The organism is Mesorhizobium sp. C268A (genome assembly GCF_040324475.1).
Taxonomy (GTDB): domain Bacteria; phylum Pseudomonadota; class Alphaproteobacteria; order Rhizobiales; family Rhizobiaceae; genus Mesorhizobium.
Genome location: NZ_JAMYVX010000001.1, coordinates 3,338,512 through 3,362,300, shown reverse-complemented (window position 1 = coordinate 3,362,300; position 23,789 = coordinate 3,338,512). Strand labels below are relative to the sequence as shown.

Below are 23,789 nucleotides of genomic sequence, written 5' to 3'. Positions count from 1 at the left end.
GTGACCCAGACCGCACCTTTCCCGAAGCTGAAGCGTGGTCTTGTCGCCATTCTGCGCGGCCTCAAACCCAGCGAGGCGGTTGCCATCGGCCAGGCGCTGTTTGACGCCGGTATCGAAGCCATCGAGGTGCCGCTCAATTCGCCGGAGCCGTTTTCATCGATCGCCAGCATTGTCACCGCATTGCCCAAGACGACGCTGGTCGGCGCCGGCACGGTGCTGACTTCAGCCGATGTCGACGCCTTGGCCAAGGCCGGCGGGAGGCTGCTGGTCAGCCCCAACATCGATGCCGACGTCATGGCCCGCGCCATGCACCACGGCATGGTGACGATGCCAGGCGTGTTCACCCCCACCGAAGCTTTTCAGGCGATTAGGCTTGGGGCTTCGGCGCTCAAATTCTTCCCGGCAAGCGTGCTCGGGCCTAGCGGCATTTCGGCGATGCGGGCCGTGCTGCCGGCCGATACCGTGGTCGGCGCCGTCGGCGGCGTTTCCGAGAAAGACTTTGCCGGCTACAAAGCCGCTGGGGTGACCGCTTTCGGTCTTGGCTCCAGCCTGTTCAAACCCGGCATGAGCGTCGACGAGGTGGCCACGCGTGCCCGGGCGGCGGTAATGGCCTGGGATGCGGCCTTCGGCGGAGCGGCATGATGGACAACGTTTCGGTTTTCTCGGACCATGTCTGCGAGCTCGGCGAGGGGCCGAGCTACGATCCCGCCACCGATACGCTGTTCTGGTTCGACATTGTCAACGGCCTGCTGCTGGAGCAGGGTGTCACGTCCGGCGCGCGGAAAGTCCATGAGCTCGGTCAGATGGCCAGCGCCATCGCCATTGTCGATGGCAATCGCCAGCTCATCGCCACCGAGACTGGCCTGCATGTCCGCGACGTCTCGACCGGCAAGCTGACGCTGCATACGGCCATCGAGGCCGACAATGCGCTGACCCGCTCCAACGATTCGCGCGTCCACCCTTGTGGCGCCTTCTGGGTCGGCACCATGGGCAAGGGTGAGGAGAAGGGCGCCGGCTCCATCTACTGGTTCTTCAAGGGCGAGCTGCGCACGCTTTACACCGGCATCACCGTGTCGAACTCGATCTGTTTCTCGCAGGATGGAACGATCGCTTACTACACCGATACCGCGACCGGCCTGTTGATGCGCGTCGCCTGCGATCCGGCAACGGGTCTGCCGATCGGCGAGTCCAAAGTGTTCGTCGACCATCGCTCGTCGAAGGGCTATGTCGATGGCTCGGTCGTCGACCGCGACGGCGTGCTGTGGAACGCGGTCTGGGGCGGCAAGGCGGTGAAGGCTTATGCGCCGGACGGCACATTGTTGCGCGAGATTGCCACGCCGGCGGGGCAGTCCTCGTGCCCGGCCTTTGTCGGCGCCAAGGCCGATCGGCTGGCGGTGACCTCGGCCTGGAACGGCAAGGACGACAAGCAGCGCAAGCTTGACCCACAGGCCGGCATGACCTTCCTGCTCGACATCCCCGTCAACGGCCGCTTCGAGCCGCGCGTGCTGATCGCCTGAGCGTACCGGTTGTCGTGCAGGCGTCGGGCGCGGGTCGATTTCGCGCAAGCCGATCGCATTGGCCGTGCGATGGTGTGGCTGCATCACCGAGAAGCTTTGACCCATGCCGCGCCCGACCTTGATCCTCGTCCACGAGCCGGAAAAGGCCTGTTTCGACAGGCTGGTCGCCGACGGCTTTCCCGCCGAGCGCGCCTTGGAAATCTCGTCTTATCTGGCGCAATCGACCGATCTCGCGCCCGAATTCGATGAAATCACCGCCGCTTGCGGGCGGCGCGGCCTCGCCTTTATGCCGGTTGCATTCGACGATGCGGCAAGCGCGCTGGCGAAGGCCGATCCCGCAACCACGCTGGTCTGGACGCTGACCGACGGCATTGCCTATTTCCGCGGTGCTGCAGCGCCCGCACTTGCCAGGCTGAATGGGCTTAGAACCATCGGAGCCGACGATGCGCTGTTCGCGCTTTGCCAGGACAAGTTCCGTTCCGGCGCCGTGCTTTGCGCGCTCGGCCTGCCGGCGCCGCAGGCAGGCCTGGCCCGCGACGGCCGCTGGCTGGCCGACCCGCCAGCTTCGGAAGCCGGCTGGTTCGTCAAGCCGAACCGGCTCGGCTCCAAGGTAGGCATCTGGCCGGATTCACGCTGCAACGACCTGGCCCATGCGCTGGAGCTTAGCCGGCGGGTCTATGCCGCTTATCGCGACGATGTCGTCGTCCAGCCCTATGTCGGCGGTCGCAATGTCCGCGCCAGCTTCCTTGGGCTGCAAACGGATGCCGGGGCGGAAGCGCTCGGCGTTGCATTCGTCGACTCCGGCGGCGATTTCCAGACCATGGCGGACTCGATGGCGCTTTACGGCGACACCGGCGAGGCCGCCAAGGCGGCTGGACTATACAGCGAGCCGGTGCTGGAGGCGGTTGCCGACACCCAGCCGGCAGCCGCGGCAACCATCCGCCGCATCGCCGAGCGGCTGGTCAGCGGGCTCGGCCTGCGAGACGTGTTTTCCCTCGATTTCAGGGTCGAGGCTAACGACCATGTCCACCTCATCGAGTTCGAGGTCTGTCCCGGCCTGCCCTGCTTCGATTTCCGCGCCTATTGCCTGATGCAATGGGGCATGACGCTGGCCGATGCGGTTGCCGAGACGGCGGCGAACCGACTGAACCGACAGGCGATCTGAACGGTCGAGGGACCAGCGCGACCTACCGCGCCTTGACGGCTTTTGCTCCACCTTTAGTGTCGCGGGACAGTCCTCAGGCAAGGCCGCGCGATGAGCACACCAGCAAGCTCCCTCCACCATCACATCAGGCGCATGGCCGGGCGCGATCCGCACGAGGCGCATCGCGTCGCCACGCCGCTCGAGCTGCTGTTCGATCTGACCTTCGTCACCGCCTTCAGCCTTGCCGCCGCGCAACTGGCGCACGCCTTGCCGAGGGCAACTACGCGGCGGCGCTGATCGGCTTCGGCTTTGCCAGCTTCGCCATCTGCTGGGCGTGGATCAATTTCTCCTGGTTTTCCTCCGCCTATGACACCGACGATTGGATCTTCCGCCTCGTCACCATGGTGCAGATGATCGGCGTGCTGGTGCTGGCCATCGGCCTGCCGCGCATGTTCGCCTCGATCGAGCATGGCGAACACCTCAACAATTCGGTCATGGTGCTGGGCTACGTCATCATGCGCGTCGCCATGATCTTCCAATGGCTGCGCGCGGCGCGGCAGGACCCTGGGCGGCGGCGTGCCTGTCTCACCTATGCCATCGCCATCGCGATCGCCCAGATCGGCTGGGTGGTGCAGATCCTGGTCGATTTCTCGCTGGCGACGAGCCTGGCTTTCGGCGCGGTCCTGCTTCTCATCGAGCTGGCCGGACCGGTCATCGCCGAACGCCGGGATGGCGGCACGCCCTGGCACGCGCATCACGTCGCCGAGCGCTACAGCCTCTTCGCCATCATCGCGCTGGGCGAAGGGGTGGTCGGCACGCTGGCGACGCTGTCGGCCGTGGTCGAGGAGCAGGGCTGGAACCTCGATGCCGCCTTGATTGGCATTGCCGGAATGGGTCTCACCTTCGGCATGTGGTGGGTCTATTACATGCTGCCCTCGGGGACGGTGCTGCACCAGCACCGCAATCGCTCTTTTGTCTGGGGCTATGGCCAGATGCTGATCGTGGCGGCCATCGTCGCCACCGGCGCCGGGCTGCATGTCGCGGCCTATTTCATCGAGCACAAGGCCCATATCGGCCCGGTAGCGACCCTGCTCTCGGTCGCCATTCCGCTAGGCGTGTTCCTGGGGGCGATCTACGCGCTGTATTATTATCTCGTCCAGCGCTTCGATCCCCTCCATGTCTGGCTGCTGGCGGGAACGGCTGCGGTCGTCGCACTTGCCATCATCGCCGCCCTTGCCGGCGTCGACATGGCGGTCTGCCTCATCTTACTCACGCTAGCGCCGGCCGTCACCGTTGTCGGCTATGAGCTGTCGGGGCACCGCCATCAACTGGAGGTGCTGGCGCAGGAGGAAGCGCCGCACTGAGCAGAGCAGCTTCGCGCGTCAGATACCCTCGACCAGCACGATCTCGCCATCGGCTACTTTCTGACGGATGGCGACGGCGCGCTGGTACTCCGGCGAGTGGTAGCAATCGTGCGCCGCGCTGAGCGATTCGAACTCGATAATGACATTGCGGGCGCGGCCAGGCCCCTCGGCCTTTTCATGCTCACCGCCACGGGCAAGGAACTTCACGTCGAAACGGTCGAAAGCGAGCTTGGCGGCAGCGACATAGTCCTTGTAGCCTTCGACGTCGCGCACATCGACGCGGGCCACCCAGTATCCCTTGGGCATTTTCTTCTCCTCGTTACGCGGCGCGCATCTCTTCCAGTATGGCTTCCGCCGCCGCGCGCCTGTCGCTTGCCGCCACGATTGGCCGGCCCACAACAAGATGGCTGGAGCCGTTGCGGATCGCCTGGCCGGGCGTCATCACGCGTTTCTGGTCGCCATGGTCGCTGCCCTTGGGCCGTATCCCCGGCGTCACCACCGCCAGGTCGGGTCCGACGATGCGGCGCACCGCTTCCGCCTCCTCGGCCGAGCAGACGACGCCGCCCATGCCTGCATGCAGCGCCTGTTCGGCGCGCCTCAGCACCAGCGTGTGCGGGTCGTATTCATAGCCGGCGTCGATCACGTCCTGCTCGTCCATCGAGGTCAGCACGCTGACCGCCAGCAGGCACAGGTCGCTGCCGCGCGACGCTTCCACAGCTGCCTTCATCGCCTTGGGATAGGCATGGATGGTCAGCATCGTCATGTCCATGCGCACGATGTTCTCGACACCCTTCGCCACGGTGTGGTCTATGTCGAGCAGCTTCATGTCGAGGAAGATCTTCGTGCCGCCGCTGGCCAACTCCCTGGCGAAGTCGAGCCCGCCGGCGAAGGCCAACTGATAGCCGATCTTGTAGAAGGAGACGACGCCGTCGAGTTCGCGCACCGCCTGTTCGGCCTCTTTCACCGTCGGCACGTCGAGGCCGACGATCAGCCTGTCTCTCATCGTATGGGCCTGCATGGCTGTGGAAATCATGCCCCGGTCCGGGTCGACAGCATGCGCGAGGTTTCGATCAGCGTGCGGCATAGGTGCTCCATCGATTTGGTCAGTCTATCATCCCTGAAATTGCCGTCGCCGTCGAAGGCATTGCCGCCATCGGATACCGAGCATTCCGGCGTCACCATCTCCAGCTGGCAGCGCACCAGCACGGCGCGCAGATGGTTGATGCAGCGGATCCCGGCGAAATGTCCGTTGGAAGACGAGCACAGGCCGGCGACCTTGCCGACAAGCGGCCTCACCGGCCGGCCGCCATCCAGGCGCACCCGGCTCACCCAGTCGATCGTGTTCTTGAGCAATGGCGGGATCGAGCCATTATATTCGGGCGTCGCGATCAGCAGCCCGTCATTGGCGGCGATCAGCCGGCCAAGCTTCACGGCGTTGTCGGGAACGCCTTTTTCCTTTTCGAGGTCCTCGTCGATGATCGGCAGCGGATAGTCGGCCAGCGAAATGCGCGTCACCTCGGCGCCTTGCATGGCCAGCTCCTTCTGCGCCACATCGGCGGTCCTGCCGCTGAAGGCGCCGCTGCGCACCGAGCCGGCAAAGACGAGGATTTTCGCGATCACAGCATTGGCCACTCTTGTTCCCGGACAGGTACAGCCAGAGGCTGCGCAAATCAACGCACTGGCTCAAAAAACGGAAACGATCGGGGGGCAAGCGCGCGAAGGTGTGCCGAGCAGCTGGGCTATTGCTAGTGGGTGACCGCAATTCTTGCACTCAGCGCGATGAGTGCAACTCCGAGCAAGGCATCTATCGGCCTGCGGACGCTGCCATATACCGACCGAACCCTTCTTGTGGAGAACATCAGCGCGACAAGCCCAAACCACGCCATCGCGACCAGCCCGATTATGGCCAGCGACACTGCCTGGACCCAGATCGGAGCCTGCATCGGCAATACCGATATGAACAGGCTCGCGAAGAACGCGGCCGTCTTCGGATTTGTAATTCCGACAACGAATCCGCTTCGCCAAGGAGCCGTAGTCTCTGCGCCACCGACGGCCAGCGGTGGCCGCGCCTGCCAAGCCGACAAAAGGATCTTGCTGCCCAGGTAACCGAGATACACGGCACCGGCGATCCGGACGGCAAGGTGAGCCCATGCAATCTGCGTCAGTACGAGGCCCAGGCCACACATCGCGAGAGCCGCCCACACCATGATCGCTGCGGCAATGCCAAGCGCCACATGGAACCCCGCGCGACGGCTGATCAGCGCATGGGAAGTCACGGCTACGAAATCGGGTCCTGGGCTCATGGCGCCGAGCAGGAAGACCGAAGCAAGGGTCAGGAATTGCGGAAGGTAGCTCATGCGATACTCCAGTTTCAGTCTCGTCGTACCGCACGCCTGCATGCCGGAGAGGCCAGTAAAGCCGCTCGCCGATTTCGAGGGTCGTTTCCCTCACCTTCACAAACCTACAGCGCTCTTTAATATGAGCGAAATGAAAGATATTTCGGCAGCCATGAACAAAGCTAATATCAACATCACGATGGTGCGCGTCCTGACATCGCTCAGCGAGACGCGCAGCTTCACCAAAACCGCCGAGCGGCTCTGTCTTTCTCAATCGGCCATAAGCCATGCAATGAAGGCGCTGGAGGAGATCGTTGGCGCGCCCCTCGTCATACGTGATCGGCGCGGTGTCGCTTTCACCGCAACCGGCGAGGCGGCTTTGGACGCGGCGCGCGCCGCTTTGCATGCTTTAGGCCGTCTTGTCGGCCTACGGGAACACTCCATCAAAGGCAGAGTACGGCTCGCGCTGGTCAGCAGCGCCTCGGTAAAGATTGCTCCATATGCGTTGAACATTACTTCCGTCCGGCACCCGGAGCTTGCTGTCGAACTGCTCTTGGGCACGGATACCGAGGTGGCGGAGTGGGTCGATCGCGGTGCCGCCGATATTGGACTGTCCTACATCGCCGGCAATTGCCAAGCCGAGGAACTTGTCGACGACGAACTCTTTGTGGCGTCATCGCAAAAGAACTCAGTCCAAGGGGGGTCATTTCCGATCCGCGCTCTCGACGGCCAGCCATTCATCATGTCGAGCGGCGGCTGCGGACCAATGCTTGCCGAATTGTTCCAGGATTTTGGCGTTGCGCCAGTTGTCATCCTGTCGGCGAGCGATATGGCGGCGCTGCTTGCTCTGGTTGGGGCCGGGCGCGGTTTGTCGATTGCGCCAGGCCTGGCGTTTCCGGCCGATTGGCAGCGAACCGTCGCGAGGCGTCCTCTTGAGCCGCGTGCGCGTCGGCCTCTGCTGCTTCTGTTCTCCAGCAGCGCCGAAGCAACGGCCGTGCGGGCCATGTGCGCGGCGATCAGAGAGGTCGCCACGAGTTTGCGAGGCGGATAACAGTCAAGGATGTGGATCGACCCTCAATCGAGCTTCCTTCGGGAGACGTCGATCCTCTACAAGGCGCCAGAGACTTCTCCCGCCCCCAATACCAGCTAATGCGCTTCGCGCCGGTAGATCCACAGCTGCGTCGGCGGGATGTTGCGGAAGATGAAGTCGAAATGCTTGACCGTGTAATTGCCGCGGCCGGGCGGGATCGGCGACAACGGCCCATAGGTCAGCTGCACGATCGGCCGTCCAACCGGGATGCGGTCTAGCAGGCTTTCAATATAGGCGATCCGCTGTGCGACCGGAAAATTGAGCAGCGGCACGCCGGAGACGACGGAATCGAAAACCATCCCGCTCTTCTCGCCAAGCGTGGCGTTGAGATTGAAGGCATCGCCCTCGATGACGTTGACGCCGGGATAGAGCTGGCGCAGATGGCGCACGAAATCGGTGGAATATTCGACCGCGTACAGGTTTTCGGGCTTAACGCCCTGGGCGAGGATTGCACGGGTGATGACGCCTGTGCCGGGTCCGACTTCAAGCACCGGCAGGCCGGACTTCGGATTGACGATGGAAGCCATCTTGCGGGCGGTGATAGAGCTTGTCGGCACGATCGAACCGACCGACTTCGGCTTGTCGATCCAGCCTTTGAAGAATTTGAGTTCGTCGTCGAACTTTTCCGCCAGCGCCTTCCGCAATCCCGGACCACGTGCCATGCAAGTTCTCCTCAACACTCCCCGAACGCTACTTAGCAGCTAACAGGTCCAAGGCAAGGCGCGATCTGGCATAAGATGTTGATGACGTTCGGGAAGCGTGGCGGCCTTGGCTTGGGTTCAGTGCTCGCCGAAGGATTCGAAAAAGTCCTTCATGCGGGCGAAAAAGCCGCTCGACTGGGGCGAATTGTCCTTCGACGACAGCTGCTCGAACTCTTCCAGCAACTCGCGCTGGCGGCGCGACAGGTTTTGCGGCGTTTCGACCGCGGTCTGGATATAGAGGTCGCCGACATTGGGCTGGCGCAGCACCGGCATGCCCTTGCCCTTGAGGCGGAACTGGCGGCCGTTCTGCGTGCCTTCGGTCACTTTCACCTTGGTCTGACTGCCGTCCAGCGTCGTCACCTCGAACGAGCCGCCAAGGGCGGCCGTCGTCATCGATATCGGCACCTTGCAGTAGAGATCGGCGCCGTCGCGCTGGAAGAATTCATGCGGCTTCACCGCCAGGAAAATATAGAGGTCGCCCGATGGGCCGCCGCGCAGGCCCGCCTCGCCCTCATTGGCAAGCCGGATGCGGGTGCCGTCCTCGATGCCGGCCGGGATATTGACCGACAGCGAGCGTTCCTCGGTGACGCGGCCCTGGCCGGCGCATTTCGGGCACGGGTCCTTGATCGTCTGGCCGCGGCCTTGGCATTGCGGGCAGGTACGCTCGATCGAGAAGAAGCCTTGCGTCGCTCGTACCTTGCCGTGGCCATGGCACATCGAGCAGGTCACCGGCTGGGTGCCGGGCTTGGCGCCGGTCCCGGAGCATTCCGTGCATGAGATCGAGGCCGGCACGCGGATTTGCGCGGTCTTGCCGGCAAACGCTTCTTCCAGCGTGATTTCCATATTGTAGCGCAAATCGGCGCCGCGTTCGCGGCCGCCCGACGAGCGGCGCTGGCGCCCGCCCATCATGTCGCCGAAAATATCTTCGAAAATGTCGGCGAAGCCGCCGGCGCCAAAACCTTGCGCGCCGCCATTCATGCCGCCCTGCTCGAAGGCGGCGTGACCGAAACGGTCATATGCCGCGCGCTTCTGCGGGTCCTTCAGCGTTTCGTAGGCTTCGTTGATTTCCTTGAACTTATGCTCGCATGAGTGATCGCCGGGATTGCGGTCGGGATGGAACTGCATGGCCAGCTTGCGGAAAGCGCTCTTGAGCTCCTTCTCGTCGGCGCCCTTTTGCACGCCCAGCGTCTCGTAGAAATCAGCTTTCATCTTTTCCCGCAGTCCGGATGCTCAACGTCTTGATGCATGTTGCGTCGTTTGCCGGCACGTTGTCTCGATTTAGGAGCGGTGCTGCCCGGATGCTAGGGCCGGCGCGCTTGTGCCTGTGTTTTTCAGTGACTTTTTCGGCAAGGCCCGCACTTTTTCAGCGAGGGTTGCAAAAAAGCCCGGCTTTGCGCCGGGCTTTCCGCTTTATTTGCCGTCAACCGGTCAGGCCGACTTCTTCTTCTCGTCGTTTTCGTCGATTTCCTCAAAATCGGCGTCGACCACATCGCTATCCTTGGCCGCGTCCGCCTTGGCGTCGGCTTCCGCCGCTTCCTTCTGCGAAGCTTCGTACATGGCCTGGCCGAGCTTCATGGATGCTTCGGCAAGCGTCTGCGACTTGGCCTCGATGTCGGCGGCATCGTCGCCTTCGGCAGCAGCCTTCAGCGCCGTGATAGCCTCCGATATCGCCGTGCGCTCGGTTTCCGAAACCTTGTCGCCATATTCCTTCAGCGACTTCTCGGAGGAGTGCACCAGCGCCTCGGCCTGGTTGCGGGCCTCGACCAAAGCACGCCGCTGCTTGTCGGTCTCGGCATTGGCTTCGGCGTCCTTGACCATCTTCTCGATGTCGGCGTCCGAAAGGCCACCAGAGGCCTGGATGCGGATCTGGTGCTCCTTGCCGGTGCCCTTGTCCTTGGCCGAAACGTTGACGATGCCGTTGGCGTCGATGTCGAAAGTGACCTCGATCTGCGGCACGCCGCGCGGCGCCGGCGGAATGCCGACCAGGTCGAACTGGCCGAGCGCCTTGTTGTCGGCAGCCATTTCACGCTCGCCCTGGAAGACGCGGATGGTCACGGCCGACTGACTGTCTTCAGCGGTCGAGAACACCTGGCTCTTCTTGGTCGGGATGGTCGTGTTGCGTTCGATCAGGCGGGTGAACACGCCACCCAGCGTCTCGATGCCGAGCGACAGCGGCGTCACGTCGAGCAGCAGCACGTCCTTCACGTCGCCCTGCAGCACGCCGGCCTGGATGGCGGCGCCGAGTGCGACGACTTCATCCGGGTTGACGCCTTTGTGCGGCTCCTTGCCGAAGAACTGCTTCACGATCTCCTGGATCTTGGGCATGCGGGTCATGCCGCCGACCAGGACCACTTCGTCGATCTCGCCAGCCTTCAGCCCGGCATCCTTGAGCGCCGCCTTGCAGGGCTCGATGGTGCGCTGGACGAGATCGTCGACCAGCTGCTCGAACTTGGCACGGGTCAGCTTCAGCGTCAGGTGCTTGGGGCCGGTCGCGTCGGCGGTGATGAAGGGCAGGTTGATTTCCGTCTGCGTCGTCGACGACAGCTCGATCTTGGCCTTTTCAGCCGCCTCCTTGAGGCGCTGCAGCGCAAGCTTGTCGTTCTTCAGGTCGATGCCCTGTTCCTTCTTGAACTCGGCCGCCAGGTATTCGACGAGACGCATGTCGAAATCCTCGCCGCCGAGGAAGGTGTCGCCATTGGTCGACTTCACTTCGAACACGCCGTCGCCGATTTCGAGCACCGAAATGTCGAACGTGCCGCCGCCAAGGTCATAGACGGCAATGGTCTTGCCATCCTTCTTGTCGAGGCCGTAGGCAAGTGCTGCAGCCGTCGGCTCGTTGATGATGCGCAGCACCTCAAGGCCGGCGATCTTGCCGGCGTCCTTGGTGGCCTGGCGCTGGGCGTCATTGAAATAGGCCGGAACGGTGATGACCGCCTTCTCGACCTTCTCGCCGAGATAGGCCTCCGCCGTTTCCTTCATCTTCTGCAGGATCATGGCCGAGATCTGGCTGGGCGACTGCTTCTTGCCGCCGGCCTCGACCCAGGCATCGCCATTGTCGCCCTTGACGATCTTGTAGGGGACAAGCTTCTTGTCCTTCTCCGTCACCGGGTCGTCATAGCGGCGGCCGATCAGGCGCTTGACCGCGAAGATGGTGTTTTCAGGATTGGTGACCGCCTGGCGCTTGGCCGGCTGGCCGACGAGACGTTCGCCGTCGCCCGAGATGGCGACGATGGAAGGCGTCGTGCGCGCGCCTTCCGCATTTTCAATGACCTTGGGCTCCTTGCCATCCATGATGGCGATGCAGGAGTTGGTGGTGCCGAGATCGATACCGATTACTTTTGCCATTTTTCTAGTCTCTCCGCTAAGCAGGCTCTCAGGACCCGTAAGGCGTTCCGACGAAAGCCCCTGTTCACAAGAAATTCCGCTCCGGCAACCGGCATTCCGGCACTGGGCGGCTTGGCGCGTATATAAGAACAGGCGGCATCGGGCGCAAGCATTCTGCGCATGGCATCCACCGCGCCGCGCTTGGCGCCTTTGAACAGCCGCCCGGCGGCCCGGATGTGCTCAAACCGCGCTCAAAACCCCAGGATCTGCGCGATCCCCCGGCGAAGCGCCCAGTCAGGGCTTCGAAACCACAAGAAAACGTCACCTATGCGTGAGAGAGGCGGCTCCTGGCTGAGGAAGGCGCCTGCCCACAGCAGACACAGGCAAAAGCGTCACGCGGCCTGCGACAGCGATTTATGCGCCTCGGCCAGGATTTCGAACGAGCGCACGCGTGCCGCATGGTCGAAGATCTGCGCGGTCACCATCAGCTCGTCTGCGCCGGTGCGGCGCACGAACGCGTCTATGCCTTGCCGGACGGTTTCGGGGGAGCCGACGACGGCGCAGGACAGCGCCTGCGAAATCATGGTTTTTGCCATCGGCTCGAGCGTCTGGTCATAGCCCTCGACCGGCGGCGGCAGGCGGCCGGCCCGCCCCGTGCGCAGATTGACGAAGGCCTGCTGCAACGAGGTGAACAGCAGTTTGGCCTCTCCATCGGTCGGTGCGGCGAAAACGTTGAGGCCGAGCATGACATAGGGCTTGTCCAGCTGTTCCGAAGGCTGGAAGCGCGAACGGTAGATCTCCAGCGCATGGTCGAGTTCGGCCGGCGCGAAATGCGAGGCAAACGCATAGGGCAGGCCGAGCATGGCGGCGAGCTGCGCGCCATAGAGGCTGGAACCGAGGATCCAGACCGGCACCTTCTGGCCTTCGCCGGGCACGGCGTGGATACGCTGGCCTTCCGCGGCCGGCTGGAAATAGCCCATCAGCTCGACGACATCCTGGGGGAAATTGTCTGACGCCTCGAGATTGCGGCGCAGCGCGCGCGCTGTTCCCATATCGGTGCCGGGCGCGCGGCCGAGGCCGAGGTCGATGCGGCCGGGGTGCAGTGCCGCCAGCGTGCCGAACTGCTCGGCAATCACCAGCGGCGCATGGTTGGGCAGCATGATGCCACCGGCGCCAACGCGGATGGTCTTGGTGCCGCCGGCGACATGGGCGATGACCACGGCGGTCGCCGCGCTGGCGATGCCCGGCATGTTGTGGTGCTCGGCCAGCCAGTAGCGCCTGTAGCCGAGCCGCTCGGCATGGCGGGCCAGGTCGAGCGAATTTGCCAGCGATTGCGAGGCGTCGCTGCCTTCGACGATCGGCGACAGGTCGAGAACGGAAAGTGCGGTCATGGGCCTCAAGCCTTTACGATGTTCAACTGCCTGACCCTGGTTTCGAAGGCGCGGTCGGGAATGACGATGTCGAGCTGGCACCAAGCAACGGGTCCAGATTCTCGAACGGGATCGCCTGCGGATGCTGGCGATGCAGCGCGCTCAGCGTGTCGAGCGACGCATCGATCGGACCGCGATAGCCGATGCGGTCGAAATAGGAATCGAGGTCGAAGGAGGCATCGTTCATCGCAGGGTCCGGCTTGACCGGCTCGATATAGGCACTCCGCCTGAAGACAACAAATGCGGGATGACGGACAGGCGCGGCAAGCTTATGGCGCGGCCTTTCCGTTCTCTTCGGCCGCTTCCTCCTCCACCACGGCCGTCTGCTGTGCGGCGAGAAAATTGCCGACATGGCTGAGGCCATCGAAATGATCGCAGAACACTTTGACGACGACCAGCAGCGGCACCGCCATCAGCGCGCCGACAAAGCCCCAAAGCCAAGACCAGAAGGCGATGGCGATGAAGATCGCCACGGCGTTGATCTCGAGGCGTCGGCCGACAACCATCGGCGTAACGAACTGGCCTTCGACGATGTCGCACAAAAGCACGAAGCCCGGCGCCAAAAGCGCGTAGGTGATCGAGTCGAAGCTGATCATCGCAATGACGCTGACCAGCACGATGGTGATCAGCGCGCCGACATAGGGCAGGAAGTTGAGCAGCGCCGCCATCGTTCCCCAGACGAGCGGGTTGGGCATGCCGAGCGCCCACAGGCCAAGGCCGATAACCGCGCCGAGACCGGCATTGATGACGGTGACGGTGAGCAGATAATGCGAGATTTCGCGCTCGACGTCATAGACGACGCGCAAGGCCCGCTTCTTCTCACTGAGGCTGGCGAAGGACTGGATGATCTTCTCATAGAACATCGTGCCTGACGCCAGCAGGAACAGCGACAGCACGAAGATAATGGTCAGGCTTGTCCCCGCCGACAGGACGTTGCTGGCGGCGGCCGACAGGACGCCGGACTGCGCCATCGCCACCTTCTGGATGCCCGGCTCCTGCGAGGTCTCCGTCATCTGTTCGATCTGATGCGAGATCTGCATGATCCTCTCGAGCGGACGCCGTAACTGCGCCAGCCGTTCGGTAAGTTGTTGGCCGATCGACGAGGTGTTGTTGAGAAGGTCGATGACCGGGCCGCTGAGCAGATAGCCGGCAACGCCGAAGACGCAGATCGACAGCACGACCAACATTGTCGCCGAAACCACTTCCGGAATGCCGCGCTTGCGCAGGAAGCGGACGATTGGTGTCAGCGTCAGCGTCAGCAGGAAGGCGAGGATGACCGGCATGAAGAAAGCACGCGCGAAATACAGCGCGTAGATGGCCATGAACAGGAAGATCCCGATGAGCAGCGAACGCATCAGATGCGTGTCGGCACGCGCCACAACTCTCGCCTCTTCGGTCTCGGCAAGGCCAGCACCCAAAGCGGCGGGTTCGGCTTTCATGATTTTCCCTCAGCGGCGCACCGCAATTGGTGCATTCCCCTGACGGAAACGCCTCTGCAAGCCCAAGGTTCCGTTAGCCGGCAAGGCCCTCAATCCGGGCCGCCCGTCGCTCAGGCGGCTGGCGCTGCGACGGCGACGCCGGGCTTGGCGGTCTCCTTGCGCACGATCGGCGCCACCTTGGTGCCGTACAGTTCGATCGCCTTCATGATCTTGGCGTGCGGCATGGCGCCGATCGCCATCTGCAGCAGGAAGCGGTCATTGTTGAAGATCTTGTGCTGGGCGACGATCTTTTCCGCCACCTGCTCCGGATTACCGACAAACAGCGCGCCGTTCGGACCACGCGACTGATCGAAATGCGCCCGCGAGGTCGGGCCCCAGCCGCGCTCGCGGCCGATGCGGTTCATCACTTCGGCCTGCGGGCCGTAGAAATCGTCGGCCGCCTGTTCAGTGGTCCCGGCGATGAAGCCGTGCACATTGATGCTGGTGGCAAGGCCCGAGGGGTCGGTACCGGCCCGCCTGGCGGCATCGCGATAAATGTCGAACAGCGGTGCAAACCGCGCCGGCTCGCCGCCGATGACGGCCAGCGCCAGCGGCAGGCCGAGCACCCCCGCGCGGGCCGCAGACTGCGGCGTTCCACCTATTGCGATCCAGATCGGCAATTTGTCCTGCAGCGGCCGCGGATAGACGCCGCGGTCGTTGATGGGCGCGCGCAGATTGCCGGACCAGGTGACCTTGACGCTGTCGCGTATGGCCAGCAGCAGGTCGAGCTTTTCGGCGAACAGCTCGTCATAGTCCTCGAGATTGTAGCCGAACAGCGGGAAGGATTCGATGAACGAGCCGCGCCCGGCCATGATCTCGGCCCGGCCGCCCGACAAAAGGTCGAGCGTTGCGAACTGCTGGAAGACACGCACCGGATCATCGGAGGACAGCACGGTGACCGCGCTGGTCAGCTTGATGCGCTTGGTGCGTTCGGCGGCAGCGGCCAGCGCCACCACCGGCGCGGACGCGGCATAGTCGGGGCGGTGATGTTCGCCCAGACCAAAGACGTCGAGGCCGACCTGGTCGGCCAGCTCGACCTCCTCGATCAGATTGCGTAGTCGCTGATGCGGGCCGATCGCGCCGGGGCCGGGCTCCGGGCTGACGTCGGCGAAAGTGTAGAGACCGAGTTCCATGGCATGTCATCCAAATGTTCTGATTTGCCGCTAGAGGTAGCGGCGAGCCGCCCCGGCCGCCAGAGGGGCGGATGGTGAACAGTGCATGTCGGTTTCGGCCGGCTTTGTTTCAGGGGAAACGCGTCTCCCGGCTGCAACAGCATAAACTTTCATGGCTGGCATACCGTTTTGGCGCTTGAACTCTCGGTTTTCGCGCGTATGTAAGCGTCGCGAATTGACTTCAGGGAAGTGGACTTGGCTATCTACAGGGAAAAAGACATTTTCGAGCGGCGCAATGCCGCGAACGAGGCAAAGAAGGCGCTTCTGGAGCGCTTCAAGTCAAAGCCGGCGGCTGATGATCCTGCGGTTCTGGCCAAACAGGCCGAACGCAAGGCGATTCTTGAGGCTCGCGAGATACGCGAGGCCGAAAAGGCCAGGCTGAAGCAGGAAAAGCTGGCACGCGAGGCGGTCGAGAAGGCCGAGCGCGAGGCAGCAGCCGAAGCGGCGCGTATTGCGGCCGAAGAGGCAGCGCAGGCTGAAGCGAAGATCAAGGAAGCCGAAGAAAACGAGCGCATCGCCCGTTTGCTGGCCGACGAAGCCGAACGCAAGGCCAAGCGCGACGCACGCTATGCGGCGCGCAAGCAGCGTACCGGCAGGACGCCTCCGGGCTTCTCCGCCCGCTAACGCTTCGATCGAAACGATCGGACATCAGGGTCGCCTTCAAGCGGCCCTGAATGTGTTTGTGCGTCGATTTCCTTGGTTGCTTTGCTCAGGCGGCGAGCTTCAGCCCCATAATGCCGCAGACGATGAGCGCAATGCAGGCGAGCCGGATGGCCGTCGCAGGCTCGCCCAGCAGCCAGATGCCAAGCAGCGCCGTGCCGACCGTGCCGATGCCGGTCCACACCGCATAGGCCGTGCCGACGGGCAGCGTCTTCAGCGCCAGGCCCAGCAGGCCCAGGCTGATGATCATCGAGGCGACGGTTAGCACCGTCGGCAACGGCTTCGAGAAGCCGTCGGTGTATTTGAGGCCGATCGCCCAGCCGATTTCGAACAGACCGGCGAAGAACAGAAAAATCCACGACATCGGGATGCACTCCTTCCATGAGGATGGCGGGGCGTCCCGGCCGGACTTTTGAGAAAGGCGCGAGGTCGTCCTCGCCGCTTCGGTATAAGCGGCTGCGCCGGTCCGATCAACAAAACACCGGCAGCATCGTTCATGCCGCCGGTGTCAAAATCTGCGCCGAAACGGTTTGCCCGGATCTCAACCGTCCCAAGATATTGACGACCTAAGGCGGGCTCACTTTTCCTTGAGCCTCATCGCCTTCACGGGCGGCGCCTTCAGCGCCGGAGCCGCGGCGGGCTTCTTGGCGTCTTTTTTCGGCTTCCGAGCTTCCTTGCCCGCCTTCATCGCACCTTTAGCCATGATTCGTTCCTCCAGTTGCTGGGAGGCCAAGTGAAACAAGAGAAACGCCGGACTGCAAGGGGGCGGGCGTCCGTCGCCGGCGCCGGCGGGCCGCTTTCAACCGGTTTCTAATTTGCTCGTAAACCATTCCGGTCCGTGCCATGGTTGCCTTCGCACTGCAGCATCGGCCATGCCTTCGCCCGGCGATGATCAGGAAGTGCGGTCAGGACGACAATGCGAATCCGCATCGGCAGCGAGATGAGTTTCGATTTTCCGCAGGAAACGCCGCTGATCGCGATGCTCAATGTCCACTACTCCAGGGCCTCCGATCTCGAGCGCCCGGATTTCCTGACCTCCAACCCGCCGGTGCCGATCCAGAGCTACCGCGACAGTTTCGGCAATTGGTGCAACCGTTTCGTCGCCCCGCCCGGTCGCTTCACCTTCGGCACCGATTCGGTAATCCGCGACCCCGGCACGTTCGAGATGGGCGACCTGATGGCCTGGCAGCACGAGGTGCGCGATCTGCCGTCGGACACATTGCTCTTCCTGTTGCCGAGCCGCTTTTGCGAGAGCGATCTGCTGGCCAGCGAAGCCTGGCGGCTGTTCGGGCATACGCCGCTTGGCATTGCGCGCGTCCAGGCGGTCTGTGATTTCGTCCACAACCACATCGTCTTCAGCTACGGCAATGCGCGGCCGACCCGCACCGCGGCGGAAGCCTATCGCGAGCAAAGCGGCGTCTGCCGTGACTTTGCCCACCTCGCCGTCACCTTCTGCCGTGCGCTAAACATCCCGACCCGCTACTGCACCGGCTACATCAGCGACATCGGCCTGCCCAAACCTTGGGCGAGCATGGATTTCGCAGCCTGGATGGAGGTCTATCTCGGTGGCCGCTGGCATGTCTTCGATCCGCGGAACAATTCGCCACGCATCGGCCGCATCCTGATCGCGTCGGGTCGCGACGCCGCCGACGTGCCGCTGACCCACATCTTCGGACCGGGCACGCTGGCTGGTTTCAAGGTGTGGACGGACGAGATCATCGAATAGGGGCGTGTTTCCGCAAGCTGGCCTACAAGACCCTGAACGACCGGGCGATTCGTGCGTTGTGATGCCTGTGGAGCTCAGGGGCGTTACATCAGGTTCCTTGGAGGGACAGCATGGCAGCACATGGCGGGTCGAAGACGGTCATCTACGCGGCGCTCGCCGGTAATCTCGCTATTGCTGTGACCAAATTCGTCGCCGCCTTCTTCACCGGCAGCTCGGCGATGCTGTCGGAAGGCGTGCACTCGCTGGTGGATACCGGCAATGGCGGGCTGCTGCTCTACGGCATGCACCGCGCCGCCCGTCCGCCGGACCGCACGCATCCGCTCGGCCATGGCCGCGAGCTTTATTTCTGGAGCTTCATTGTCGCCCTGCTCGTCTTTGCGCTCGGCGCCGGCGTGTCCTTCTATGAAGGCGTCGTCCACATCATGGCGCCTGAGCCGGTCGCCAATCCCAAAATCAACTACATTGTGCTGGGCCTCTCAATGCTGTTCGAGGGCAGCTCCTGGTACGTGGCGCTGAAGGAGTTCCGCCAGCAGAAGGGCAAGCAAGGCTGGCTGCAGGCTGTGCAATCGAGCAAGGATCCGAGCGTCTACACGATCCTGTTCGAGGACAGCGCCGCCCTGCTCGGTCTGTTCGTCGCCTTCGCCGGCATATTGGCGGCCGAACTCCTCGACATGCCCGAACTCGACGGCGTCGCCTCGATCGGCATCGCGATGATCCTCGGCGCCACCGCCATCTTTCTGGCGCGCGAAAGCAAGGGATTGCTCATCGGTGAGCCGGCGTCGCCGGAAGTGCAGGCCAAGGTGCTGGCCATCGCCCAGCAGGATCCGGCGGTGCAGCGGGCCAACGGCGTTCTCACCGTCCATCTCGGCCCGCAACAGATCGTCGCTGGGCTGAGCATCGAATTCGAGGACCATCTGACGGCGCCTGAGATCGAAGCCTGTGTCGAGCGCATCGAGGCGCTCTTGAAAAAAGAAATACCGGAGATCACCAGACTGTTCGTCAAGCCGCAGACGACCGGAACCTGGGAGCACCGGCGCAAGCAGGTCGAGGCGGCGTCGGACTCGTTCTGGACCAGCAGTCCACCGTTGGCCCCGTCGCCTGGTCCCGCTAAGATCACCCGACGGATTTCGGAGAATCAACCATGAAAATCGATGGTGGGTGCCATTGCGGCGCCATAACTTATGAAGCAGACGTCGACCCGGAAAAGACCTCTATCTGTCATTGCACCGACTGCCAGCAACTGACCGGTACCGCCTTTCGTGTCACTGTTCCCGCGCCTGAGGATCATTATAGGATCACAAAGGGCACACCGAAGGTTTATATCAAGACGGGATCGAGCGGCGCCAAGCGTGCCCAGGCGTTCTGCGGCGACTGCGGTTCGCATCTTTACGCAACGTCGGTTGGCGACGGGCCGAAGGTCTATGGGATCAGGGCGGGGACCGCGCGGCAACGCGAGGATCTCGTTCCGACCCAACAGAAATGGCACCGATCGGCCCTGCACTGGCTTCCGGATTTCGAGGGCGTAAGCATCGTAGAGGCGCAGTAGCACCTGCCTCCCGGTTAAACGCGGCCCAAACCAGCCAATAATGTGCTAGGCTAGCCATCAAACGGATGGCGGGGGATAGCAATGTCGGAAACGGACAAAGTGTTTGCCGGCTCGATTCCGGAAAACTACGACCGCTACATGGTGCCGCTGATCTTCGAGCCGTTCGCCGCGGATTTGGCACGACGGGCAGCGTCCTTGTCGCCCGGCGCCGTCCTGGAAGTCGCCGCCGGCACCGGCGTTGTCACCCGCGCATTGGCTCCAAAACTGTCTCCCGGCGTAAGCTATGTCGTGACCGACCTCAACCAGCCTATGCTCGACTACGCGGCCTCGCGACAAGCTCCCGACAGTCGTATACAATGGCGTCAGGCGGATGCTCTGGCGCTGCCGTTCGAAGATGCGGCTTTCGATCTCGTTTGCTGTCAGTTCGGCGCGATGTTCTTTCCCGACCGAGCCGCCGGCTATCGCGAAGCAAAGCGGGTCCTGAAGACCGGCGGCCATTTCCTGTTCAACGTGTGGGATCGCATCGAAGAGAATGTATTCGCCAATGATGTGACGAATGCTCTTGCGGAGATTTTTCCGAACGATCCGCCCCGCTTTCTCGCCCGCACGCCGCACGGCTACAATGACATTGCATTGATCCGCGGCGAGTTGGAAGCCGCAGGTTTCTCCCGTGTGGTGATCGACACGAGGGCCGAACAAAGCCGTGCCTCCTCGCCGCGCCTTCCGGCGGTTGCCTATTGCCAGGGAACTCCGCTTCGCAACGAAATCGAGGCTAGAGGAAAACTGGAAGCCGCAACCGATCACGCCGCGTCCGTGATTGCAGCCAGACACGGCAGCGGCGAGGTTGCGGCCAAGATCCAGGCGCACGTGATCGTGGCTACGGTCTAATGCATGGCGCCCAGAAGTGTGCCGCGGTTCTGGGACAACGACATGCATCAAAACAAAGACTTTAATCGTCGCCTTCGACGACACGTAGCCTGAGCTGCCCCGTCTTGGAATCCGCCACCCGCACCCCGGCTTCGGCCTTGGCGGGTCCGCCACCGCGCACTTCGGCTTCGCTTTCGCCAAACTCCAGCGCTTCGATCTTTTGGCCGCGCTTGGTCACCTTCGAGGTCGACACCAGTATCTCGTCGATATCCTTGGCCGACTGGCCAAAATGCGTCTGCAGCCGGCGCACGCGTTCGTCGACACGCGCGACGTCCTCCATCAGCCGGATCACCTCGCCCTGGATCAGATGCGCCTGTTCGCGCATGCGGGCGTCCTTGAGGATGGCCTGGATGACCTGGATCGACAGCATCAAAAGCGACGGTGAGACGATGATGACACGCGCCCGGTGCGCCTTCTGGACCACGGCGTCGAAATTCTCGTGGATTTCGGCGAACACCGATTCCGACGGCACGAACATGAAGGCGGTGTCCTGCGTCTCGCCCTGGATCAGGTATTTTTCCGAGATATCGCGGACGTGAATTTCGATGTCGCGGCGGAAAGCCTGGGCCGCGATCTTCTGTTGTTCGGCGCCATCGGCGGCGCGGATGGCGTTCCAGGCTTCCAGCGGAAACTTGGCGTCGATGGCAAGCTGCGGCGCACCGTTCGGCATCCTGACCAGGCAGTCGGGACGGCTGCCGTTTGACAGCGTTGCCTGGAACTCGTAGGCGCCCATCGGAAGGCCGTCGGCGACGATCGCCTCCATGCGCGACTGGCCGAAGGCGCCGCGCGTCTGCTTGTTGGACAGGATCGCCTGCAATTGCACGACCTGGCCGGCCAGCGACTGGATGTTGCCTTGCGCGGTGTCGATGACCGCCAGCCGTTCCTGCAGTTTGGCGAGGCTCTCATGCGTCGATTTGGTCTGTTCGGTCATGGTTTGACCGAGCCTGCCGGTCATGGCGTCGAGGCGCTGGCCGATCGACTGGTTGAGTTCGGCCTGCCTTGCGCCGAACACGTCGGCGATGGCGCCCATGCGGCCCTGCATCTCGGCCTGGCTTTGCAAAATGCCGGCCATCCGCGCCTCGGCGTCGCGGGCGTGGTCGGCGGCTTCCGCCGCGGCGATGGTGCGCGCCTTGGCCGATCGCCACAGCGCCACGACAAGCGCCAGGAACAGGCCGAGAAACACCAGCGCACCGAGGGCCAGTGCATGGCCGAGCGTGATCGTCGTGGCGCCAAGCCGGGCAACGGGTTCGGAAAGGATGGTGCTCAGGTCGTTCATCCCGCCAGCATAGCCGATTCGCAGACCTGGCACAGATCAAAACGTGAACGAGACCGATTCGCACCGGTTGACGCTTCTCCTGCGACGTTTTAGGTGAGGGCGCCATGTCGATCAAGCCGCTCATCATCCTTCCCGATCCTATCCTGCGCCAGGTTTCCAAACCGGTCGAACGCGTCGACGCGCCTTTGCGCAAACTGGCCGACGACATGCTGGCGACGATGTATGATGCGCCGGGCATCGGCTTGGCCGCAATCCAGATCGGCGAGCCGCTGCGCATGCTGGTCATCGACCTCGCCAAGGAAGACGAGCCGCCGGCGCCGCATGTCTTCATCAATCCCGAAATCCTCGAAAGCGCCGACGCTCGCTCGGTCTACGAGGAAGGCTGCCTGTCGATCCCGGACTATTACGCCGAGGTCGAGCGTCCCGCCTCGGTGCGCGTGAAATATCTCGACCGCGACGGCAAGCTGCAGGAGATCGAGGCCGAAGGCCTGATGGCGACCTGCCTGCAGCACGAGATCGACCATCTCAACGGTGTGCTGTTCATCGACCACATCTCGAAGCTGAAGCGCGACATGGTGGTCAAGAAGTTCAAGAAGCTCGCCAAGGACAAGGCGCCGGGCAAGCTGGTGGGATAGGGAAGATGCCGCTTCGCGTCATCTTCATGGGCACGCCGGAGTTTTCGGTGCCGGTGCTGCGCTCGATTGCCGAGGCCGGGCACGAGATAGCAGCCGTCTACACCCAGCCGCCGCGCGCCGCGGGCCGCCGCGGGCTGGAGCTGACACCGTCGCCGGTGCAGCGCGAGGCTGAGCGGCTGGGAATCGAAGTGCGCACGCCGCTGTCGCTGAAGGGCGAGGCCGAGCAAGCTGCTTTCCATGCGTTGCGTGCCGATGTCGCGGTCGTCGTCGCGTATGGTTTGCTGTTGCCGAAGGCTATTCTGGAGGCTCCGCGCCTCGGCTGCCTCAATGGCCACGCCTCGCTTTTGCCGCGTTGGCGTGGTGCAGCTCCCATCCAGCGAGCCATTATGGCCGGCGACGTCGAAACCGGCATGATGGTGATGCGCATGGAAGAGGGCCTGGACACCGGTCCGGTGGCACTGGTTGAAAAATGCGCCATAGAGCCCGACATGACGGCCGGCGATCTGCACGACCGCTTGATGAATATTGCTGCCACGCTGATGGTGGAAGCGCTGTCCCGATTGGAGACAAATACCCTGGCATCGACTTTGCAGGCGGCTGACGGGGTGACCTACGCCAGGAAAATCGATAAGTCGGAGACACGTGTGGACTGGACGCGCCCGGCTGCGGAGGTCCACAATCACATTCGCGGCCTGTCGCCATTTCCCGGCGCCTGGTGCGAGGCCGACATCGGCGGCCGCACGGAACGGCTGAAACTGCTTCGCTCGACGCTTTTGGAAGGCACGCTTTCTGAAAGCATGGGCGAGTCGGGAGGAATTCTCGATGACCGGCTGACGGTCGCCTGCGGGTCGGGCGCGGTCAGGCTGGTCGAAGTTCAACGGGCGGGCGGAAAGCCCGCTGCCGCGCAGGAGTTTCTGCGCGGGGCCAAGATCGAAAAAGGAATGAAGTTCTCATGAGCATGATGTCGATACGCGGCGCGACGCCGCGGGACCGCGAGGCCATACGCCTGGTCGAGGAACACGCATTCGGCCAGCAGGCGGAGGCCGGGCTGGTCGACGCTCTGGTCACCGGCGGCGACGCCGTTGTCGAACTGGTGGCGGAAGAAGACGGCCAGGTGGTCGGCCACATCCTGTTTTCCAGGCTGTTCGTCCAGAACGGCGGCAAGCAGTTCGCAGCCGTGGCGCTGGCGCCGTTGGCGGTGGAACCTTCGTTCCACGGCTCGGGCATTGGCGGTGCGCTGATCCGCGAGGCGCATATCCGCCTCAGGGATGGCGCCGAGACGCTCGCCGTTGTGTTGGGCGATCCGGCCTATTACGGCCGCTTCGGCTACAGCCATGCGCGCGCCGAAAAGTTCGAGAGCGAATATCAGGGCGAAGCGCTGCAGGCGCTGGCCTGGGGTGACGCACCCGAAAAAGGCAAACTGGTCTACGCCCAGGCCTTTACCGCACTCGCCGCCTGAACGA

The 23,789-nt window shown here is 63.2% G+C and carries 28 protein-coding genes; 14 read left to right on the top strand and 14 right to left on the bottom strand.

What is annotated here, in order from left to right:
* The 5 genes from NKL06_RS16275 (at nucleotide 1) to NKL06_RS16255 (ending at nucleotide 4,025) form a co-directional block, all read left to right on the top strand.
* Entirely contained in the window at nucleotides 1-642 is a 642-nt protein-coding gene (locus tag NKL06_RS16275) for a 2-dehydro-3-deoxy-6-phosphogalactonate aldolase (RefSeq protein WP_023692987.1), read from the top strand.
* Entirely contained in the window at nucleotides 642-1,517 is an 876-nt protein-coding gene (locus tag NKL06_RS16270; RefSeq protein WP_031208463.1) for an SMP-30/gluconolactonase/LRE family protein, read from the top strand. The genes NKL06_RS16275 and NKL06_RS16270 overlap by 1 nt, the downstream gene beginning before the upstream one ends.
* A 103-nt stretch (nucleotides 1,518-1,620) precedes the next feature.
* Nucleotides 1,621-2,682, top strand: a complete 1,062-nt coding sequence (locus NKL06_RS16265) for a D-alanine--D-alanine ligase family protein (protein WP_023692989.1) — start codon at nucleotides 1,621-1,623, stop codon at nucleotides 2,680-2,682.
* 90 nt (nucleotides 2,683-2,772) lie between these two features.
* Nucleotides 2,773-2,958, top strand: coding sequence for a hypothetical protein (locus NKL06_RS16260; RefSeq protein ID WP_245267135.1), 186 nt, complete (start codon nucleotides 2,773-2,775; stop codon nucleotides 2,956-2,958).
* Nucleotides 2,955-4,025, top strand: a complete 1,071-nt coding sequence (locus NKL06_RS16255; protein WP_245276555.1) for a low temperature requirement protein A — start codon at nucleotides 2,955-2,957, stop codon at nucleotides 4,023-4,025. The genes NKL06_RS16260 and NKL06_RS16255 overlap by 4 nt, the downstream gene beginning before the upstream one ends.
* 18 nt (nucleotides 4,026-4,043) lie before the next feature.
* Here the strand turns inward: NKL06_RS16255 and NKL06_RS16250 are convergent, their stop codons facing one another.
* The 4 genes from NKL06_RS16250 to NKL06_RS16235 form a co-directional block, all read right to left on the bottom strand.
* On the bottom strand, nucleotides 4,044-4,331 hold the full coding sequence (locus NKL06_RS16250; RefSeq protein ID WP_023692990.1) for a DUF1330 domain-containing protein: 288 nt from the start codon (nucleotides 4,329-4,331) through the stop codon (nucleotides 4,044-4,046).
* 13 nt (nucleotides 4,332-4,344) lie between these two features.
* Nucleotides 4,345-5,058, bottom strand: coding sequence for an orotidine-5'-phosphate decarboxylase (gene pyrF / locus NKL06_RS16245; RefSeq protein ID WP_023692991.1), 714 nt, complete (start codon nucleotides 5,056-5,058; stop codon nucleotides 4,345-4,347).
* A complete protein-coding gene (locus NKL06_RS16240) occupies nucleotides 5,055-5,657 on the bottom strand; it encodes an NADPH-dependent FMN reductase (RefSeq protein WP_032905888.1) in 603 nt (200 codons plus the stop codon). The genes pyrF and NKL06_RS16240 overlap by 4 nt, the downstream gene beginning before the upstream one ends.
* A gap of 113 nt (nucleotides 5,658-5,770) precedes the next feature.
* The gene (locus tag NKL06_RS16235) at nucleotides 5,771-6,382 is read right to left on the bottom strand and encodes a LysE family translocator (RefSeq protein ID WP_023687486.1); all 612 of its coding nucleotides are present in this window, start codon (nucleotides 6,380-6,382) and stop codon (nucleotides 5,771-5,773) included.
* Nucleotides 6,383-6,503: 121 nt separating this feature from the next.
* On the opposite strand from NKL06_RS16235, the gene NKL06_RS16230 reads away from it, so the two are divergent.
* Entirely contained in the window at nucleotides 6,504-7,412 is a 909-nt protein-coding gene (locus NKL06_RS16230; RefSeq protein WP_023681320.1) for a LysR family transcriptional regulator, read from the top strand.
* A 95-nt stretch (nucleotides 7,413-7,507) separates the two neighbouring features.
* Here the strand turns inward: NKL06_RS16230 and pmtA are convergent, their stop codons facing one another.
* The 7 genes from pmtA to NKL06_RS16195 form a co-directional block, all read right to left on the bottom strand.
* Nucleotides 7,508-8,113: a phospholipid N-methyltransferase PmtA gene (pmtA, locus tag NKL06_RS16225; protein ID WP_023687484.1), complete on the bottom strand. Its 606-nt coding sequence runs from the start codon at nucleotides 8,111-8,113 to the stop codon at nucleotides 7,508-7,510.
* 117 nt (nucleotides 8,114-8,230) lie between these two features.
* Nucleotides 8,231-9,361 carry a molecular chaperone DnaJ gene (gene dnaJ, locus NKL06_RS16220; RefSeq protein WP_023681322.1) on the bottom strand — a complete coding sequence of 377 codons (1,131 nt, stop codon included), beginning with the start codon at nucleotides 9,359-9,361 and terminating at the stop codon, nucleotides 8,231-8,233.
* Between the two features lie 219 nt (nucleotides 9,362-9,580).
* Nucleotides 9,581-11,497 carry a molecular chaperone DnaK gene (dnaK, locus tag NKL06_RS16215; RefSeq protein WP_023673200.1) on the bottom strand — a complete coding sequence of 639 codons (1,917 nt, stop codon included), beginning with the start codon at nucleotides 11,495-11,497 and terminating at the stop codon, nucleotides 9,581-9,583.
* A 371-nt stretch (nucleotides 11,498-11,868) separates the two neighbouring features.
* Nucleotides 11,869-12,867, bottom strand: a complete 999-nt coding sequence (locus NKL06_RS16210) for an LLM class flavin-dependent oxidoreductase (RefSeq protein ID WP_023673201.1) — start codon at nucleotides 12,865-12,867, stop codon at nucleotides 11,869-11,871.
* Nucleotides 12,868-12,889: 22 nt separating this feature from the next.
* A complete protein-coding gene (locus NKL06_RS16205; protein ID WP_023681323.1) occupies nucleotides 12,890-13,093 on the bottom strand; it encodes an arylamine N-acetyltransferase in 204 nt (67 codons plus the stop codon).
* Between the two features lie 82 nt (nucleotides 13,094-13,175).
* A complete protein-coding gene (locus NKL06_RS16200; RefSeq protein WP_023681324.1) occupies nucleotides 13,176-14,345 on the bottom strand; it encodes an AI-2E family transporter in 1,170 nt (389 codons plus the stop codon).
* A gap of 110 nt (nucleotides 14,346-14,455) precedes the next feature.
* Nucleotides 14,456-15,517 (bottom strand): LLM class flavin-dependent oxidoreductase, encoded by a 1,062-nt coding sequence (locus NKL06_RS16195; RefSeq protein ID WP_023681325.1) that lies wholly within the window; start codon nucleotides 15,515-15,517, stop codon nucleotides 14,456-14,458.
* Between the two features lie 234 nt (nucleotides 15,518-15,751).
* Here NKL06_RS16195 and NKL06_RS16190 point away from each other — a divergent pair, with 234 nt between their 5' ends.
* Nucleotides 15,752-16,180 (top strand): DUF6481 family protein, encoded by a 429-nt coding sequence (locus tag NKL06_RS16190; RefSeq protein WP_023673205.1) that lies wholly within the window; start codon nucleotides 15,752-15,754, stop codon nucleotides 16,178-16,180.
* A gap of 85 nt (nucleotides 16,181-16,265) precedes the next feature.
* On the opposite strand, the gene sugE is transcribed toward NKL06_RS16190, so the two are convergent.
* Together sugE and NKL06_RS16180 are read right to left on the bottom strand one after the other, a co-directional pair.
* Nucleotides 16,266-16,580 (bottom strand): quaternary ammonium compound efflux SMR transporter SugE, encoded by a 315-nt coding sequence (gene sugE, locus NKL06_RS16185; protein ID WP_023681326.1) that lies wholly within the window; start codon nucleotides 16,578-16,580, stop codon nucleotides 16,266-16,268.
* A 213-nt stretch (nucleotides 16,581-16,793) separates the two neighbouring features.
* Nucleotides 16,794-16,919 (bottom strand): hypothetical protein, encoded by a 126-nt coding sequence (locus tag NKL06_RS16180; protein WP_006200611.1) that lies wholly within the window; start codon nucleotides 16,917-16,919, stop codon nucleotides 16,794-16,796.
* A gap of 213 nt (nucleotides 16,920-17,132) precedes the next feature.
* Between NKL06_RS16180 and NKL06_RS16175 the strand changes: the two genes are divergently transcribed.
* From NKL06_RS16175 to NKL06_RS16160, 4 genes are all read left to right on the top strand, one after another.
* Complete coding sequence (locus NKL06_RS16175; protein WP_023687480.1) at nucleotides 17,133-17,942, top strand: transglutaminase-like domain-containing protein; 810 nt, start codon at nucleotides 17,133-17,135, stop codon at nucleotides 17,940-17,942.
* A gap of 110 nt (nucleotides 17,943-18,052) precedes the next feature.
* Nucleotides 18,053-19,087, top strand: coding sequence for a cation diffusion facilitator family transporter (locus NKL06_RS16170; protein ID WP_023692993.1), 1,035 nt, complete (start codon nucleotides 18,053-18,055; stop codon nucleotides 19,085-19,087).
* Entirely contained in the window at nucleotides 19,084-19,488 is a 405-nt protein-coding gene (locus NKL06_RS16165) for a GFA family protein (RefSeq protein ID WP_023692994.1), read from the top strand. The genes NKL06_RS16170 and NKL06_RS16165 overlap by 4 nt, the downstream gene beginning before the upstream one ends.
* 81 nt (nucleotides 19,489-19,569) lie before the next feature.
* Nucleotides 19,570-20,376, top strand: a complete 807-nt coding sequence (locus NKL06_RS16160) for a class I SAM-dependent methyltransferase (RefSeq protein ID WP_023692995.1) — start codon at nucleotides 19,570-19,572, stop codon at nucleotides 20,374-20,376.
* Nucleotides 20,377-20,437: 61 nt separating this feature from the next.
* On the opposite strand, the gene NKL06_RS16155 is transcribed toward NKL06_RS16160, so the two are convergent.
* Nucleotides 20,438-21,691, bottom strand: coding sequence for a DNA recombination protein RmuC (locus NKL06_RS16155; protein ID WP_023692996.1), 1,254 nt, complete (start codon nucleotides 21,689-21,691; stop codon nucleotides 20,438-20,440).
* A gap of 104 nt (nucleotides 21,692-21,795) precedes the next feature.
* Here NKL06_RS16155 and def point away from each other — a divergent pair, with 104 nt between their 5' ends.
* The 3 genes from def to NKL06_RS16140 are packed head-to-tail and all read left to right on the top strand — an operon-like array spanning nucleotide 21,796 to nucleotide 23,785.
* Nucleotides 21,796-22,326 carry a peptide deformylase gene (def, locus tag NKL06_RS16150; protein WP_023673213.1) on the top strand — a complete coding sequence of 177 codons (531 nt, stop codon included), beginning with the start codon at nucleotides 21,796-21,798 and terminating at the stop codon, nucleotides 22,324-22,326.
* Nucleotides 22,327-22,331: 5 nt separating this feature from the next.
* Entirely contained in the window at nucleotides 22,332-23,282 is a 951-nt protein-coding gene (gene fmt, locus NKL06_RS16145; protein WP_023692997.1) for a methionyl-tRNA formyltransferase, read from the top strand.
* Nucleotides 23,279-23,785 (top strand): GNAT family N-acetyltransferase, encoded by a 507-nt coding sequence (locus NKL06_RS16140; RefSeq protein ID WP_023692998.1) that lies wholly within the window; start codon nucleotides 23,279-23,281, stop codon nucleotides 23,783-23,785. Before fmt ends, NKL06_RS16140 begins: the two co-directional genes overlap by 4 nt.
* Nucleotides 23,786-23,789: the final 4 nt, after the last annotated feature.

Coding starts and splice junctions, on each gene's coding strand:
- NKL06_RS16270 (WP_031208463.1), top strand. CDS start 642: ATGGACAACGTTTCGGTTTTCTCGGACCATGTCTGCGAGCTCGGCGAG.
- NKL06_RS16265 (WP_023692989.1), top strand. CDS start 1,621: ATGCCGCGCCCGACCTTGATCCTCGTCCACGAGCCGGAAAAGGCCTGT.
- NKL06_RS16260 (WP_245267135.1), top strand. CDS start 2,773: ATGAGCACACCAGCAAGCTCCCTCCACCATCACATCAGGCGCATGGCC.
- NKL06_RS16250 (WP_023692990.1), bottom strand. CDS start 4,331: ATGCCCAAGGGATACTGGGTGGCCCGCGTCGATGTGCGCGACGTCGAA.
- pyrF (WP_023692991.1), bottom strand. CDS start 5,058: ATGATTTCCACAGCCATGCAGGCCCATACGATGAGAGACAGGCTGATC.
- NKL06_RS16235 (WP_023687486.1), bottom strand. CDS start 6,382: ATGAGCTACCTTCCGCAATTCCTGACCCTTGCTTCGGTCTTCCTGCTC.
- NKL06_RS16230 (WP_023681320.1), top strand. CDS start 6,504: ATGAGCGAAATGAAAGATATTTCGGCAGCCATGAACAAAGCTAATATC.
- pmtA (WP_023687484.1), bottom strand. CDS start 8,113: ATGGCACGTGGTCCGGGATTGCGGAAGGCGCTGGCGGAAAAGTTCGAC.
- dnaJ (WP_023681322.1), bottom strand. CDS start 9,361: ATGAAAGCTGATTTCTACGAGACGCTGGGCGTGCAAAAGGGCGCCGAC.
- dnaK (WP_023673200.1), bottom strand. CDS start 11,497: ATGGCAAAAGTAATCGGTATCGATCTCGGCACCACCAACTCCTGCATC.
- NKL06_RS16210 (WP_023673201.1), bottom strand. CDS start 12,867: ATGACCGCACTTTCCGTTCTCGACCTGTCGCCGATCGTCGAAGGCAGC.
- NKL06_RS16205 (WP_023681323.1), bottom strand. CDS start 13,093: ATGAACGATGCCTCCTTCGACCTCGATTCCTATTTCGACCGCATCGGC.
- NKL06_RS16200 (WP_023681324.1), bottom strand. CDS start 14,345: ATGAAAGCCGAACCCGCCGCTTTGGGTGCTGGCCTTGCCGAGACCGAA.
- NKL06_RS16195 (WP_023681325.1), bottom strand. CDS start 15,517: ATGGAACTCGGTCTCTACACTTTCGCCGACGTCAGCCCGGAGCCCGGC.
- sugE (WP_023681326.1), bottom strand. CDS start 16,580: ATGTCGTGGATTTTTCTGTTCTTCGCCGGTCTGTTCGAAATCGGCTGG.
- NKL06_RS16180 (WP_006200611.1), bottom strand. CDS start 16,919: ATGGCTAAAGGTGCGATGAAGGCGGGCAAGGAAGCTCGGAAGCCGAAA.
- NKL06_RS16175 (WP_023687480.1), top strand. CDS start 17,133: ATGCGAATCCGCATCGGCAGCGAGATGAGTTTCGATTTTCCGCAGGAA.
- NKL06_RS16170 (WP_023692993.1), top strand. CDS start 18,053: ATGGCAGCACATGGCGGGTCGAAGACGGTCATCTACGCGGCGCTCGCC.
- NKL06_RS16165 (WP_023692994.1), top strand. CDS start 19,084: ATGAAAATCGATGGTGGGTGCCATTGCGGCGCCATAACTTATGAAGCA.
- NKL06_RS16160 (WP_023692995.1), top strand. CDS start 19,570: ATGTCGGAAACGGACAAAGTGTTTGCCGGCTCGATTCCGGAAAACTAC.
- NKL06_RS16155 (WP_023692996.1), bottom strand. CDS start 21,691: ATGAACGACCTGAGCACCATCCTTTCCGAACCCGTTGCCCGGCTTGGC.
- def (WP_023673213.1), top strand. CDS start 21,796: ATGTCGATCAAGCCGCTCATCATCCTTCCCGATCCTATCCTGCGCCAG.
- fmt (WP_023692997.1), top strand. CDS start 22,332: ATGCCGCTTCGCGTCATCTTCATGGGCACGCCGGAGTTTTCGGTGCCG.
- NKL06_RS16140 (WP_023692998.1), top strand. CDS start 23,279: ATGAGCATGATGTCGATACGCGGCGCGACGCCGCGGGACCGCGAGGCC.